Genomic DNA, 15,027 nt, shown 5'->3' on the forward strand with positions numbered 1-15,027 from the left:
AATGACATGCGCTTGCGCACTACCGTCGTCCCCGCGAAGGCGGGGGACCCATGCCGGGTGTCCGAAGTCGGTACGTTGAAGTGTTCGAAATCGTCCAAGGTACCGGCTGTTGTTGCTTTGTATGGGCCCCCGCCTGCGCGGGGGCGACGGTGGCTTTACTTCGCCGCCTTTTCCTGCGCCAGGCGCTTGTCGAGCGCCTTGTCGGCCGCATTCGCGTAGGCCTTGCAGCCGTTCGGCACCGTGAAGACGGTGCCGGCAGCGGCCTTGGCGGCGGCACCCTTGCGCGGCGCCGCCTTCTTGCCGGTTTCCTTGGTTTCCGGATGGGCCGGAATCATGATGTCGCACGACAGCGCACGCACCTTGGCGATGCTGGCCTTGAACGCCGCCGACTGGTCGGGGTGCGTCGCGTCGCCCGAGAAGCGGTAACCCTCGTCCGCCACCGGCGTCAGGCTGTCGGCGAACACCATGTCGCGGCACGCATCCTTGTCGCAGGACGTCCAGGTCCAGCTGGCGCTGTCCGGGGAATGGCCCGGCGTCAGGCGGGTGGTCACGCGCAGCGAGCCGACGCCGAGCGTCTCTTCGTTGCGCACGGCGCGCACGTTCTTCACTTTGGGGAAGGCCATGTCCTTCAAGCTGTCGTATTGCGCATCCTCGCGCGCCACCGCGCCGCTTTCCAGCACGCGCGCGCCCTCGGCGCTGGCCACCACGCGGGCGCCGCTCTTGCCCTGCAGGTAGGCGATGCCGCCGGCATGGTCGAAGTGGGCGTGCGAACTGAGGATCATGCGGACGTCCTCGATCTTGAAACCGGCCGCCTTGATGTTGGCTTCGATCAGCGGCCCGGATTGCGGCAGGCCGCCGTCGATCAGGATGTGGCCTTCCGGCGAGGTGATCAATACCGAAGACAGGCCGGCCGTGCCGACGTACCAGGTATTACCGTAGATTTTGAAAGGTTTTTGCGCTTTGTTCCAGGCGGCGCAGGAATCGCATTGGATCGGTTTCTGGTCGTCTGGCGCTTCCTGGGCGTGCAGGGTGGCGAAGGGCAAGGTCAGCAGGGCGACGGCGGCAAGCCATTTCATGAGGTGGTTCTCGGATGAAAAATTGTGGGGAGGCCAGTGTACATGAGCGACCCGGCATGAGTCGACGGGCGCACGCAACAGCGGCGCCGCCAGCGGATATTGACGTAGACATCGAAGGGTCTTTGTTCTTGGCTGCGCGCTGCAATCACTGCCTGCGCAGGGTTGCAGGTCGTCCGGCAACCGGCTGGCATGGGCGCCGGTGCGGGACAAGGTCATCGGGTTAGCGAAAAGCCATTTGATTGTTCCAGCCCAGCCCCGGCCGCACCGATCGAGGCACCGGCTCACCCGAACGCCTCCCGCCGCACAGCGTGCAATCGCCCTCCCCTCGAAATACTGATGACAGCCTTCCAATAATATGAATAGTTTTGGTTTTGCAATATAGGTAAAGTGATTTCCAGGGAAGTCCTATAAACCAAAAGGAGTCGCAATGAATATCGAAGCACCAGAACACAGTGCACATTCCGAGACACCGCTGGCAAATGCACTAATAAATCTTTCCAAATCAAACATCAATAGTTTCCATACGCTTCCATTATCCCAGGGGCGCTCGATCAACACCTCGCCATTGAACCGCAAATATCAGCAGTTATTGGGAGAACATTATTTGCGCTCGGATCTGACGATTACCGGCGACAATTTCGATTCCTTCTTTTTCGGAAAACAGGCGATACACGAAGCCGAATGCCTCGCGGCCGAATTGTTCGGCGCCGATGGCACGTTCTTCGTGACGTCCGGCACCACCGTATCCAATCAGATCGCCATCGACGCGCTGTGCGAGAAAAACGGGCGCGTACTGCTGGATAAGACCTGCCATCAGTCGCTGCATTTCAGCCTGCGCCGGCATGATGCGAAAATCGATTACCTGCAACCGGCCTGGTCGTGCAGCGTATCGGAAAAACACATGTGGGAGCCCGCGGAACTGCTGCGCATGGTGCTGGCTGCCGAAAAGGAACGCGATCCGTACCGGCTGATCGTGCTGACTGCACATTCCTATGAAGGCGTGGTCTACGACGTTCCCGGCCTGATTCGCTACCTGCTGGAAAACGGCGCCACGACGACCAGCTTTCTGATCGACGAGGCCTGGGGCGCCGCCAACTACTTCCAGCAGGACTTGAAGGCGCTGACGGCCGTGCGCGCCGGACGCCTGCGCGAACACTGGCCGGACCTGAAGATCGTGGTCACCCAATCGGCCCATAAGTCGATGAGCTGCCTGCGCCAGGCATCGATGATCCATTACTGCGGCGATGCCAACCTGGCGGCGCGCTTGCGGGTGTCGCGCTTCCGCCTGCATACCACCTCGCCGAGCTATCCGCTGCTTGCCTCGCTCGATCTGGCGCGTGCCCAGATGGCACTCGAAGGCGAAGTGTTGATGGCGCGTTCCACCCAACTCGCTGCGCAGTTCTGCCGGCAAGTCGGTGAGTTGCTGGGACCGAATTCGGTGAATGCCGGCCAGTATTCATCCGCCACGTTTCCTTATTCGCATGCCGACCCGACCAAGGTATCGGTAAATATCGAGAATCTCGGCATGGCAGCGCGCGAATTCAAGGAATTCCTGTTTTCTGAATTCAATGTGTATGTCAACCGGATCACGGAAACCGCTGTTCTTTTCAATTTCCACATCGGGATCGACGAAAGCGCTGCCCACCATTTATTCGCCGCGATTCAATCCATCGTCGCAAAGCGGAAAATCGTCGCGGCGCCGTCGTGCTCCGAAGGTTTCATCATTCCCTATCCGCCCGGCGTACCGCTGGTAGTGCCGGGCCAGCAGATCACCCATGCCATCCGCAAGAAAATCGAAACCATCCAGCGCAGCGGTGTACATGTTTTCTACGCATGACGCGCATTCCACCAATTATTAAATATTAAAACAAAAGAGGTATCGACATGATTCATCTCGAATTGATCAAGAAATACGAAGGCACCGCGCCGGACACGATCGTGTTCAAGAGCAAGGATGCATGCATGAATTGGAACGAGTTTCGCCGGGAAACCGAGAAAAAAATCCTGTTCCTGCTGAAGCATTACGAGCGCAACCTGCCGCGCCAGGCATCCTACATCGCCGGCAACCGCATCGACTTGCTGCCATGGCTGTCGGCGCTGGCGACACTGGGCGTCCCCGTGACCGGTCTCGACTATACGCTGGCGCCGGGCCAGTTGAAGGCCATGAACGTCGCCATCGGCTCCGAACTAGTGCTGGTGAGCAGCCGCACCGTGTGCACCAACAACGTGGCGACCCTGGCGCAGTCGAGCACGATGCTGATCGACCTGGATTCGCTCACCACCGAGTTCATCGGCGTATGCGGCGACCACGTCGATGTCCAGGCCTGCATCGCCGACGCCGGCTTGCCCAAGCGCCCCTACCGCGCGGTCGGCTTCACGTCCGGCACCAGCGGCGCGCCCAAGCCGGTGCTGCGCGACACACCGTTCGACCAGCGGCGTTTTGCCTACTTCACCGAGCGCTATCGCTTCAGCGACACAGACCGCTTCCTGTCAATCATGCCGATCTACCATGCGGCGGGAAATGGCTGGGTGCGTTTGTTCCTGTCGCTCGGGGCAAGCATCTACATCGATACCTTCGATTCCCCGGTCCAAGCCAGGAAAGTGCTGGAGGACGAGCGCATCACCGCGAGCGTAATGACGCCGGTCATGCTCGGCGGCCTCCTGGAGAGCTTCCCCGCCGATGCGCGCGCCGCCCTGCCTTCGCTGCGCTGGTTGCTCATCGGCGGCAAGCACCTGACCGCACGCCTGAAGCTGCGTGCGCTGACGTCGCTCGGACCTTGCCTGCACGAGTACTACGGCACCACCGAGACCGGCGTGAATACCTTGGCCGACCCGGCCGACTTGCTTGCCCATCCCGACAGCGTCGGCCGCGCCTACGACGGCAATTCGGTGCGCGTCGTGGGGCCGGATGGCCGGGCGGTCGCGCCGGGGACGCCCGGCACGGTCGTGGTCGACAGCTACATGAACATGCTGTCCTACGCTGACGGCAACGCAGCCGAGCTGCGCATCGACGGACGGCGCTACCTGGTCACGCCGGAACAGGGCTATCTCGACCAGGACCAGCGCTTGTACCTGCTGAACCGCACCCAGGAGCCGGGCAACGCCACCAACCTGTACCGGCTGGAAGACACCATCCGCGCCCTGCCCAATGTGGGCGACGTCGCCATCCTGCCGTTCAAGGGCGGACCGGCGCCGGGCCTGGCATGCGCCTTGTCGCTCAAGAAAGCGTGCAACGACGAACCGATCCTGATCGAAAAGATCCGCACGCTAGCCGCCCTGGAATCGGTCACCTTCGAAAAGTGCGCCGTCCTTCCGGCCATTCCGTATAGCCCCAGCGGCAAGGTCAGGGTGACCGACGTCGGTGCGTTTCTGATGTAACGGCCGGCATATCGGCAAACCCATTTTCAACATGAAAGGAAAAACCATGAAACAGAATTACCTGAGTGGCGTCATATTCTGCTTGATCGCCACCTTGTCTTGGGGCGCAATGTTCCCGGTCATGACTTCGGCTCTGGCGCACGTCGATCCATTCCACTTCACGGCGGCGCGCTACACGATCGCCGGCCTGGCGTTCGCCATCCTGTTGCTGTACAAGGAAGGCATCCACGCCTTCCACCTGAAAGGCGAACGCGTCGTCCTGGCATGGCTGCTGGGCACCGCGGGCTTTGCCGGGTTCGGCTTTCTGGTCTTTCTCGGACAGCAACTGGCGGGGCCGAGCGGCGCGCTGACCGCATCCATCGTCATGGCCACGATGCCCCTGCTGGGCGTGCTCGCCAATTGGGTGATCCGCGGCGTCAAGCCGGCCAGGGCCACCCTGGGCTTCATCTCGATGTCCTTCGTCGGCGTCCTGCTCGTCATCACGGAAGGCAATTTTAATGCGCTGCTGAACCGCCCGTCGTCGTTCGCAGCCTACCTGCCGCTGCTCGCGGGCGCCCTGTGCTGGGTCGTATACACGATCGGTGCGGGCTTCTTCCCGGGCTGGTCCGCCTACCGCTACACCACCCTGACCACCCTGCTGGGGCTGACGAGCGTGTTCGCCGTCACCCTGGTACTGGACCTGACCCATGCGATCCAGCCGCCGAGCGTCGCCGATACGGTGACGGTGCTGCCCCACCTGCTGTACATGGCCTTGATAGCGGGCATGGTCGGCGTCCTCTGCTGGAACATGGGCAACAAGATCGTCACGCCGCTGAACGGCGTGCTGTTCATGGACGTGGTGCCGGTGACCGCATTCATCATCTCGGCCCTGACCGGCGTGGTGCCGCATCAGGTGCAGGTGTGCGGCGCCGTGGTCACGGCCACCGCCCTGGTCCTGAACAACCTGTACCAGCGCCGCCAGCTGGCGCTCCATGCGCGCCTGGCCACGCGTCCGGCCTAAGCAGCGTCGAGCGACCAGATGCGCCGTATCAGCGGCACGATCGCCCGCATCAGGTCGCTGTCCTTGCAGGCGTCCAGGTAGACGAAGTACAGGTTGTCCAGTTCCATGCCCGGCGACCAGATGGTGATCTTGCCCTCGGCTTCTCCTGCGATGGCGACGTCTTCGCGCAGCAGGGTCAGGCCGATGCCCTGGGTGACCAGATCGCTCAGGATCGATTCCTGGTCGGCTTCGATGACGGTTCGGGGCAACACGTTGTGGCGCGCGAACATGCGTGCAGCGATCGAGCGGAACGAGCATTTGCCGGGGGTCGACAGCCAGGGCAGCTGGACGATGTCGTGCCAGGACGCGTCGGCGATCCGGTCGCGCCAGGAATACGGGGCGACGACACGCAACACGATAGGAGCGATCTTGATGAACCGGAGGCGCTCGTCCGTCGGTTCGCCGATGACGTAGCCGGCATTGATCTCGCGTTCGGCGATGCGCGTGATGACGTCTCCGGAAATGCCCTGGCTGAATGAAACCTGAACATGAGGATACTTTTCCGACAACATCGAGATCAAGGTTGCCAGTCTCAGCATCCTCGGCTCGAAGATGGTGCCGAGCCGGAATTCGCCGCTCAGGCCCTGCGTCACGAATTTCCTGGCCAGCGCCGAGACGTTGTCGGCGGCCGCCAGGACCCGGCCGGTCTCTTCCAGCATGACCTGGCCGGCGGCGGTGATCTGCATGCCGCGCGAAGTGCGGTCGAACAGCTTGATCTTGAGAGATTCCTCCAGGGCTTTTAGTTGGGCACTGACAGCCGGTTGGCTGAGACACAGGACCGATGAGGCGCGGGCAAGCGTCCGTTCTTGCGCGATGACCGAAAAAATGCGTAGTTGATTTAAGTCCATTTCTACATTTCACAGTACGAGCAGCACTGCGACATCCCATTATCGTTAAAGGAGAAACAAAATGCAGTCATCTATCCCCGCCCATGTTCCTTTTGCCCCGTTCATCGGCAAATGGGAAGGTCTCAGTAAAACGTTCGATATCAACGGAAATTTTCTCGAATCGACCAAAGTGAGTATGGCGATATCGTGGGTGGACAACGAAACCTTTCAGCAGATCGAGCATATTGAAAACCTGTACCAGGTGGGCGAAGTCCGCCTGGTCTCGCAGATCACCGTGAGCGGCAAGACTGCGTTCGCGGAAACGTCTCACCTGCACCTCCAGGCAACCGAGCTGACGCCGGACACGTATCTGTTCCGCGTCAAGAGCGCCGCCAGCCATACCACCTTGCACAATACCCACCAGTTCCTGAGCCCCAACCGGCGCCGCGTCGTCACCCACAAGTTCAAGGACGGCGATACCTTCGTCTTCCAGGTCCAGGACTTCGACCGTATCGCCTGAACGGCAGCGCCGCGCGCCCGGACACGCCGGTGCATGGGGGACGCGTACGTCCGCCTCGTCGGGCTGCTTGATCAGACGGCCCGGTCGAGGTTACCAGAGTTTTTTTGCGGAAAGTACGTGCTTTCCCACAGCCGGCATCCGGCAAGGAAAGGGCAAGCATGGGTACCAAGGACCACACGATGAAAAAAAACCTGACCGCCATCCTGCTGGCCGTTTGCACGGCCAGCGCGCATGGGCAAACCACGATTGCCGTGTACGGTCTGGTGGACGTTGGCTTGACGCATGAAAGCGGCGGCATGGCAGGCGGCGTCACCAAGCTCACCAGCGGGGTCGATGCCGGCTCGCGCCTCGGTATCAAAGGGCAGGAAGCGCTCGGCGGCGGCCTCGCCGCGCTGTTCTTGCTCGAAAACGGGTTCCAGGCCGACACCGGCGCCCTGGGCCAGGGCGGCTTGCTGTTCGGACGCCAGGCCTGGGTCGGTCTGCAGGGACGATACGGCACCGTGACCGCGGGCCGCCAGTACACACCGCAATACCTGAGCGTGGTACTCGCCGATCCCTTCGCTTCCGGAGGAGCGGGCGATACCAAAAACCTGATGGCGCCGACCGGCAATGCGGCAAGCCGCATGGACAATACGCTCAAATACGTGTCGCCCACGGTCGCCGGTTGGCACGCCGAACTGGCATACGGCGCCGGCGAAGGAAGCGACGGCAGCGCGGCGGGACGCCAGGCGGGCGCCGCGCTCGATTACGGGGCTGGCCCGCTGCGCATCCGGATCGGCCACCACAACCGCGACAACGACACGGCGAGCGCGAAAGGCATGGGCCGTGCCGCCAATACGGTGGTCGCGGCCGTCTACGACTTCGGTTTCGCCAAGGCATACTGTGCCTATGGTATTAACAAGGGGACGAACAGCTCGCTTTTGCGCAACAACGCGAACCCGTACGGCCTCGCCGTCGTGCCGGTGCCGTCCCGCGACAGCCGCGACCTGCTGCTCGGGACCAGCGTGCCGATCGGAGCGCATACGCTGATGGCATCGTATATCCACAAGGACGACCGCAGCGTTCCGGACCGGGACGCCAGCCAATTCGCTCTGGGCTACCGCTATGCCCTCTCGAAGCGCAGCCTCCTGTATGCGTCGGCCGCCCATATCGCCAACCGGCATGGCGCCGGGTACACCGTCGGCAGCGCCATCGAAGGCGGCAGCGGCAACCGGGCGATCGACCTCGGCATCCAGCATGCCTTCTGAAGCCCCGCCACCGGACATGCGGCGCGGCGGCTCCTTCCATCCATTCACACAAGGAAAATACATGGACATCAATGGCGAGATGATCGTTGGCCGCTGCATCGTACGCGGGCGCGAAGGCAGCCTGCACGCGGTCGACCCGGCACTCGGCGCCGAGATCGCGCCTGCTTTCGGCCTGGCCACGCTGGCCGATGCCGATACCGCCTGCCGCCTGTCGGAGCAAGCCTTCGACGACTACCGCGCCCTGCCGCTCGCGCAGCGCGCAGGCTTTCTGGACACCATCGCCGACCGCATCGTGGACCTGGGGGCGCCGCTCATCGAGCGCGCCCACCGGGAATCACGGCTGCCGCTGGCGCGCCTGGAAGCCGAACGTGGCCGGACCGTCAACCAGCTGCGCCTGTTCGCCAGCGTCGTACGCGATGGACTGTTCCTGGCGCCGACGCTGGATCAGGCGCTGCCGCAACGCACGCCGGCGCGTCCGGATTTACGCCTGCGCAAGATTCCACTCGGCCCGGTCGCCGTATTCGGCGCCTCCAACTTCCCGCTCGCATTCTCGGTCGCCGGCGGCGACACCGCGTCCGCGCTGGCCGCAGGCTGCCCGGTCGTGGTCAAGGCGCATGCCGCCCACCCTGGCACGTCGGAACTGGTCGGCAAGGCGCTGCGCCAGGCAGCCGAAGAATGCGGAATGCCGGCTGGCGTGTTTTCGATGTTGTACGACAACGGCCACCGCATAGGCCAGGCCCTGGTCGCTCATCCGGCCATCAAGGCCGTGGGATTCACCGGCTCGCGCCGCGGCGGCCTATCCTTGGCGGGCATCGCGCAGGCGCGCCGTGAGCCGATTCCCGTCTATGCCGAAATGAGCAGCATCAATCCGTTGTTCCTACTGCCTGGCGCGCTGGCCGCGGACGGCGCCCGGCTGGCGCACGGGTTCGTGGAATCGCTGACGCTGGGTACAGGGCAATTCTGCACCAATCCGGGCCTGGTGATCGGACTCGCAGGGAAGGATCTGGACGCCTTCCGCACCGCCGCCGGCAGGGCGCTGGCGGCAAAGGATGCCGGCACCATGCTGAGCGCGGACATCCAGCGGGCCTATGCCGGCGCGGTGGCCCGCCACGCCGGAGTACCTGGCGTGACGGTGGTTGCCCGAGGCAAGGCTGAAGGCGCCGGCAGCGCCGCCCAGGCCGCGCTGTACGCATGCGATGCCGCCACCTATCTCACCACGCCCGCGCTGGAAGAAGAGATTTTTGGGCCCGCATCGCTGGTGGTCGCGTGCAACGACGTCGGGCAGATGCTCGAGATGGCGCGCCGTCTGGAAGGCCAGCTGACCGCCACCGTGCATGCCACACCCGGCGACCAGGCGCTGGCCGCGCGCCTGCTGCCGACCCTGGAGCGCAAGGCCGGCCGCATCCTGTTCAACGGTTTTCCGACCAGCGTCGAAGTCTGCCATGCAATGGTACATGGGGGACCTTTCCCCGCCACCACGGATGGCCGCAGCACCTCGGTCGGCGCCAGCGCGATCGAACGATTCCTGCGTCCCGTGTGCTACCAGGACCTGCCGGCCGACCTGCTGGCGCCGGAACTGCGCGAGGATAATCCGCTCGGCCTGACCCGCCTGGTCGACGGGCGCCTGCGCGTGGCGGGCTGAGACCACGCAGGTGCAGCGTGGAGGACGATGGCGTCCGCCCGGTAGCCAAGTTGCGATGCACGCCGGGCGGCGTACCCGGCGTGCACGTGATCAGACGTTGAACAAGAAGTTCAACACATCCCCATCCTTGACCACGTATTCCTTGCCCTCGGCGCGCATCTTGCCCGCTTCCTTGGCGCCGCTCTCGCCCTTCAGCGCGATGAAGTCGTCGAACGCAATCGTCTGCGCACGGATGAAGCCGCGCTCGAAGTCGGTGTGGATCACGCCGGCCGCCTGCGGCGCGGTGGCGCCGATCGGCACGGTCCAGGCGCGCACTTCCTTGACACCGGCGGTGAAGTAGGTCTGCAGGCCGAGCAGCTTGAAGGCGGCGCGGATCAGGCGGTCCAGGCCCGGCTCTTCCATGCCCAGGTCGGCCAGGAACTCGGTCTTGTCGGCGTCGTCCAGGTTGGCGATCTCGGCTTCGATGGCGGCGGAAATCGCCACGATCGGGGCGTTCTGCTTGGCGGCGAATTCGGTCAGCTGGTCCAGCAGCGGGTTGTCGGTGAAGCCGCTTTCCGACACGTTGGCCACGTACATGGCCGGCTTGGCGGTGATCAGGTGCAGCGGGTAGATCAGCGCCAACTGGTCGGCGTCCAGGCCCATGGTACGGACCGGCAAGCCTTCGTTCAGGTGCGGCAGCACCTGCTCCAGGATGGCGACCAGCTTGATCGCGTCCTTGTCGCCGGCGCGCGATTTCTTTTGCTCGCGGTGGATCGCCTTTTCGACGGTGCCGAGGTCGGCCAGCGCCAGTTCGGTCTGGATCACGATGATGTCGTCGATCGGGCTGACCTTGCCGGCCACGTGGATGACGTTCGGGTCTTCGAAGCAGCGCACCACGTTGACGATGGCGTCGGTCTCGCGGATGTGCGACAGGAACTGGTTGCCCAGGCCCTCGCCCTTCGACGCGCCGGCCACCAGGCCCGCGATGTCGACGAACTCGACGATCGCTTTCACGACACGCTCGGGCTTGACGATCTCGGACAGCTGGTCGATGCGCGGGTCCGGCACCTCGACCACGCCGACGTTCGGCTCGATGGTGCAGAACGGGTAGTTTTCAGCCGGGATGCCGGCCTTGGTCAGGGCGTTGAACAGGGTGGACTTGCCGACGTTGGGCAGGCCGACGATGCCGCATTGGAGACTCATGGGAAGCTTTCTGGGGTCGAATGACGAAACCGCATATTGTAACGCCGATGGCTGCGGATGGCCGCAACCTGAGCGCAAAACGGGGGAAAAGTGCGGCTTTTCGAGGCAACGCCAGGCGCGTTAAAATTTGGTCAACGAGTTTCTATTGGTGCTGGCGTCGAATCGCGGTCGGCGTCCTCGATTAGCGACGTATGGGTCCCCGCCTTCGCGGGGACGACGGGGTTGCCGGCCTTATAGCGGACGGACTAGCGCCACGTCCGGGTTTTGAACGAAGGCCGCGAACTCGTCGCGCAAGCGCTCGCCCTCTTCCATCGCCCGTCCCCACGCGCGGATGCGCGCGTCGTGGTCCAGGCCGTAGAACTGGAAATCGCTGCGGTCGATGAGCTTCCCGCGCGGCAGGCGGCCCAGGAACGACGGGCTGGGCGCCACGATCAGCACGTTGTCGAGCCAGCCGCGGTTGGGCCCGCGCGCGGTGCGGCGCCAGCGCATCGACTTGTCGAGCCAGCCGGGAATCACGTGCTCGCTGAAGTGCGGGTACAGCACCAGCGCGTCCGGCGCCTGCCGTTCCATGCGCGCATAGGGCAGCGCCAGGTGATAGTCGATCAGGCCGCCGTCCCAGTAGTGGCCGGGTGGCGCCCCGGGCAGGTCGCGCACCGGCGGCATCAACAGCGGCAGCGTGCCGGACGCCAGCAGGCCGGGCGCCAGGTTGGCCGCCGTCAGCGGCGTGAAATGGGTGGTGAAGCGGTCGAAGCGCTCGCGCAGCCAGGGCGCTTCGACGCGGGCGTCGCCGATCACCACGCGCTCCATCAGGTGCGCCAGGCGTTCGCGCGAGACGGCGTTGCGCAGGGCCGCCAGGGCAAAGCCGCGCAGTTCGGCGCGCCGGCCCGCGGGCGCTTCCAGCGCGCGCCGGCCGCGCACCGTCAGCAGGTGCAGGCGGTAGTGCGGGTGGTTGACGATATCGTCCTCGTGGCCGCGTACGAAGGCGCGCAGCAGCTCCTGCACCACCTCGTCGATTTGCCGCTGGGTCGGCTTGGTGCTGGCGTAGCGCTGGCCGCTGTACAGCTCGCCCAGGCGCGCGAAGGCCTGTACCGGATCGCGCTGGCAGGCGGCGGCCATGCGCCAGGCGCCGATCGAGGAACCGATCAACAGGCGCTCGCGCGGGGCGCTTGGCAACCAGCTGCCGAACAGGAACTGGTCGAGTGCGCGGAAGATCAGGCCCTTGGGTCCGCCGGCCGCGGCCGGCACCACGGCGATGTCGGCGGCGCGCAGGCCGTATTTGCGGATGCGGGCCAGCGCGCGCGGGCCGGCGTGGAAGGTCAGTGCGCTCATCCGGGGATTATCGCAGGAAGCGTGCGGCGGCGCCGTCCGGTGCCGGCTGGAAGTCCGGGCCGGTGCAGACGGGCACGCTTGCGCTGCCTCAAGCGTTCAAGCTTGCGCTTTCGTAACATGGTCCGGTTGCCCTGAGGGCCGATCGATCCGGAGCATGCATGCTTTACAGATATTGCGCGCTGCTATTCCTGGGCTGCCTGTTCGCCTGCGCGCAGGCGCTGGCGTTCGACACCGGCACCGATCCGTCGGTGGTCATCGAACGCCACATCCAGCATTACGTGGTCGAACCGAGCGGCGCCTACCTGCTCACCGTGGAGCAGGCCAAGACCATCGTCGAGCAGCGCGCGGTACAGGCGCACGGCCAGTTCTCCATCGTCTACAACCAGACGCTCGACCAGGTGCTATCGGTCGAGGCGTACACGCAAAAGCCGGATGGGCGGCGCGTGGCGGTGCAGCCGGGCCAGGTCAAGGACCAGCAGGAACCGGCCTCGCTGGAAGCGCCGATGTTCCAGGACACGCGCCTGAAGATCGTGGTGTTTCCCGAGGTGGCGGTGGGCGACCGCCTGGTGGTACGCTACGCGCTGCGGCGCGCCACGCCGCTGTTTCCCGGCCATTTCGAAGACCTGTCCTCTTCTCCCTTCCACCTGCAGCGCAACTACGTGCTCGTCTACGACATGCCGGCCGCGATGCCGCTGTACGCCGATGCCGCCGGCTTCGTTGCCGAGACGCCGGACGAAGCGCCGCCACCGGGCCGCAAGCGCTACCAGTGGCGCTACGTCAACGGCGACAACGACCGCATCGAGGCCGATTCGGTCAGCTACCTCGACTACGGCAAGCGCCTGGCCGTGTCGACCTTCCCCGACTACCCCGCCTTTGCCGCCGCCTTCCGCCGCGCCGCCGCCGGCGCCGCCAGGCCTTCCCCGGCGGTCGCGGCGCTGGCGCGCCAATTGAGTGCCGGCCTGCCGGACGCGCGCACGCGCGCCCAGGCGCTGTCCGACTGGGTGCGCCGCAACATCCGCTACGTCGGCGTCTACATCGGGCCGGGCGGCGTGGTGCCGCACCCGGCCGCCACCGTGCTCGCCAACCGCTACGGCGACTGCAAGGACCACGCCGCGCTGCTGCAGGCGTTGCTGGCGGCCGTCGGCATCGACGCCACCGGCGTGCTGGTCAACAGCGGCAACGCCTACCGCCTGCCGCAAGCGCCCACGCTGGGCGTGTTCGACCACATGATCGTCTATGTACCGTCGCTGGGCCTGTACCTCGATCCGACCGCCGATGCGCTCAGCGCCGGCTACCTGCCGGCGACGGTCCTCGGCAAGCCGGCGCTGCTGCTGAACGACGGTTCCTTCGCGATGACGCCGATCCTGCAGCCGGAAACCAGCCGCACCAGCGCCTTTTTTACCATCCGCCGAGACGGCCGCAGCAGCTTCAAGGTGAGCAAGACCGCCACCGGCGCCATCGCCGAGCCCTACCGCAAGACCGTGCGCGACACCCGTCCGGCCGAGCGCGACCAGCTGGTGCGGCGCATGCTGCAGGGCGTCGGCCAGAAGAGCCGCGGCGTGTTCGACGCCGGCCTGCTGGACGGCAGCGGCGACGAGTACAGCATGTCGTTCTCGGGCAGCGCCGACGGCTTTGCCGCCTTGCCCGGGCCGAGCGCGCTGCCGACCAGCTACGATGTATGGGGCGGCCTGGGCGATGCGGTGGCGGCGCTGGCGCAGGAAAAGACGCGGCGCCAGGAATTCGTCTGCCCGGCCGTCGACAACGAGGAGCAGACCGGCTTTCGCTTGCCGAAGGGCGTGCGCATCCTGGCGCTGCCGAAGGCCACCAGCCTGATGGACGGCGGCATGTATTACCGCGCCACCTATGCGCGCCAGGGCAGCACCATCCTGGTCAAGCGGCGCTTCACGTTCCGCCACGGCCGCGCCACCTGCTCGCCCGACGACTACCGCGCCATGCAGCCGGCGCTGGAGCGGATCATGCGCGACCTGCGCAGCCAGATCGTGATCGCGGGTTGACCGCCGTCCTCCCCACGAAGGCGGGAACCCATACACAGGATCTACAATCGATCCTGCATGCATTGCGCATCCGGTCCAACGATCGATTTTGCTTGCGCGGCATGGGTCCCCGCCTGCGCGGGGACGACGAGCCATAGGATGCATCGCAGAAGCGGCAATTACACCGATGCCCCGCGCCGCACTTGTAATCCAGCCACCGCCTCGTCGCTCAAGTCGAAGCGCAGATCGACCCGGTCGCGCCCCGAACGGTAGCCGCCCGGCCAGCGCGCGATCTCGACGAAGCCGCAGCGCGCGAAAAAGCCGGCGGTGTGCGGGTGCGTGTCGACGGTCACGTAGCGCGGACGCTGGCGGCTGGCCGCCATGTGCAGCAGGCGGAATTCCAGCAGCATGCGGCCGACGCCGGTGCCGTGGCGGTCGGCGCGCACCAGGCCGAACACCAGCGTGCCGAGATTGTAGAAATCGGACAGCTCGTAGCCGCCGAAGGCGACCACCTCTCTACCGTCCACCACCACGAACAGCGGTCCGTCCGGCTCGTCCAGGCAGGAACGCAGCCAGGCTTCTTCCGACGCCGGAAAATGGTCCGGCACGTTGCTGCGGAAGGCGGCCAGCACCGCCTTGCGGTCGTCCCTGCGGTAGGGCCGGATGCGCAGCCCGGCAGGCCGCAGCCGCTTTCCCGCGCCGCCCGCCCTGGCCTGCCGCGCGCTGGCCGCGCCATCGTTCATATCGTCCTGCAACTCATCCTTCATGCGTGCTCCTTGTCCATGCGTGCATT

Annotated in this window: 12 protein-coding genes; 7 read left to right on the forward strand and 5 right to left on the reverse strand. The window is 65.1% G+C overall.

Features of this window, described 5'->3' with window-relative positions:
• Positions 1–155: 155 nt before the first annotated feature.
• The gene (bla, locus tag HH212_RS05975; RefSeq protein WP_169434590.1) at positions 156–1,076 is read right to left on the reverse strand and encodes a subclass B3 metallo-beta-lactamase; all 921 of its coding nucleotides are present in this window, start codon (positions 1,074–1,076) and stop codon (positions 156–158) included.
• A 427-nt stretch (positions 1,077–1,503) separates the two neighbouring features.
• On the opposite strand from bla, the gene HH212_RS05980 reads away from it, so the two are divergent.
• Genes HH212_RS05980 through HH212_RS05990 form a run of 3 tightly spaced genes read left to right on the forward strand, consistent with a single transcriptional unit; the run spans position 1,504 to position 5,454 of the window.
• Complete coding sequence (locus HH212_RS05980; protein ID WP_169434591.1) at positions 1,504–2,913, forward strand: aminotransferase class I/II-fold pyridoxal phosphate-dependent enzyme; 1,410 nt, start codon at positions 1,504–1,506, stop codon at positions 2,911–2,913.
• 47 nt (positions 2,914–2,960) lie between these two features.
• Positions 2,961–4,454 carry a class I adenylate-forming enzyme family protein gene (locus tag HH212_RS05985; RefSeq protein ID WP_169434592.1) on the forward strand — a complete coding sequence of 498 codons (1,494 nt, stop codon included), beginning with the start codon at positions 2,961–2,963 and terminating at the stop codon, positions 4,452–4,454.
• 46 nt (positions 4,455–4,500) lie between these two features.
• Positions 4,501–5,454: a DMT family transporter gene (locus tag HH212_RS05990; RefSeq protein ID WP_169434593.1), complete on the forward strand. Its 954-nt coding sequence runs from the start codon at positions 4,501–4,503 to the stop codon at positions 5,452–5,454.
• Here the strand turns inward: HH212_RS05990 and HH212_RS05995 are convergent.
• Positions 5,451–6,341, reverse strand: a complete 891-nt coding sequence (locus HH212_RS05995; RefSeq protein WP_169434594.1) for a LysR family transcriptional regulator — start codon at positions 6,339–6,341, stop codon at positions 5,451–5,453. The two genes, HH212_RS05990 and HH212_RS05995, sit on opposite strands and share 4 nt — an antisense overlap.
• Positions 6,342–6,402: 61 nt before the next feature.
• Here HH212_RS05995 and HH212_RS06000 point away from each other — a divergent pair, with 61 nt between their 5' ends.
• The 3 genes from HH212_RS06000 to HH212_RS06010 all read left to right on the forward strand — a co-directional run bounded on the left by HH212_RS06000 (position 6,403) and on the right by HH212_RS06010 (position 9,729).
• Positions 6,403–6,840, forward strand: a complete 438-nt coding sequence (locus tag HH212_RS06000) for a hypothetical protein (protein WP_169434595.1) — start codon at positions 6,403–6,405, stop codon at positions 6,838–6,840.
• 179 nt (positions 6,841–7,019) lie between these two features.
• On the forward strand, positions 7,020–8,087 hold the full coding sequence (locus tag HH212_RS06005) for a porin (protein WP_170205295.1): 1,068 nt from the start codon (positions 7,020–7,022) through the stop codon (positions 8,085–8,087).
• Between the two features lie 61 nt (positions 8,088–8,148).
• Entirely contained in the window at positions 8,149–9,729 is a 1,581-nt protein-coding gene (locus HH212_RS06010) for an aldehyde dehydrogenase (NADP(+)) (protein ID WP_169434596.1), read from the forward strand.
• Positions 9,730–9,819: 90 nt separating this feature from the next.
• Here HH212_RS06010 and ychF read toward each other — a convergent pair whose 3' ends face one another.
• Together ychF and HH212_RS06020 are read right to left on the reverse strand one after the other, a co-directional pair.
• On the reverse strand, positions 9,820–10,911 hold the full coding sequence (gene ychF / locus HH212_RS06015) for a redox-regulated ATPase YchF (protein ID WP_169434597.1): 1,092 nt from the start codon (positions 10,909–10,911) through the stop codon (positions 9,820–9,822).
• A gap of 231 nt (positions 10,912–11,142) precedes the next feature.
• On the reverse strand, positions 11,143–12,240 hold the full coding sequence (locus tag HH212_RS06020; protein ID WP_169434598.1) for a patatin-like phospholipase family protein: 1,098 nt from the start codon (positions 12,238–12,240) through the stop codon (positions 11,143–11,145).
• 158 nt (positions 12,241–12,398) lie between these two features.
• On the opposite strand from HH212_RS06020, the gene HH212_RS06025 reads away from it, so the two are divergent.
• Positions 12,399–14,255 carry a DUF3857 domain-containing transglutaminase family protein gene (locus HH212_RS06025; protein ID WP_169434599.1) on the forward strand — a complete coding sequence of 619 codons (1,857 nt, stop codon included), beginning with the start codon at positions 12,399–12,401 and terminating at the stop codon, positions 14,253–14,255.
• 158 nt (positions 14,256–14,413) lie between these two features.
• On the opposite strand, the gene HH212_RS06030 is transcribed toward HH212_RS06025, so the two are convergent.
• Entirely contained in the window at positions 14,414–15,001 is a 588-nt protein-coding gene (locus HH212_RS06030; RefSeq protein WP_169434600.1) for a GNAT family N-acetyltransferase, read from the reverse strand.
• Positions 15,002–15,027 lie beyond the last annotated feature (26 nt).

This window comes from Massilia forsythiae, from assembly GCF_012849555.1.
Taxonomy (GTDB): Bacteria; Pseudomonadota; Gammaproteobacteria; order Burkholderiales; family Burkholderiaceae_D; genus Telluria; species Telluria forsythiae.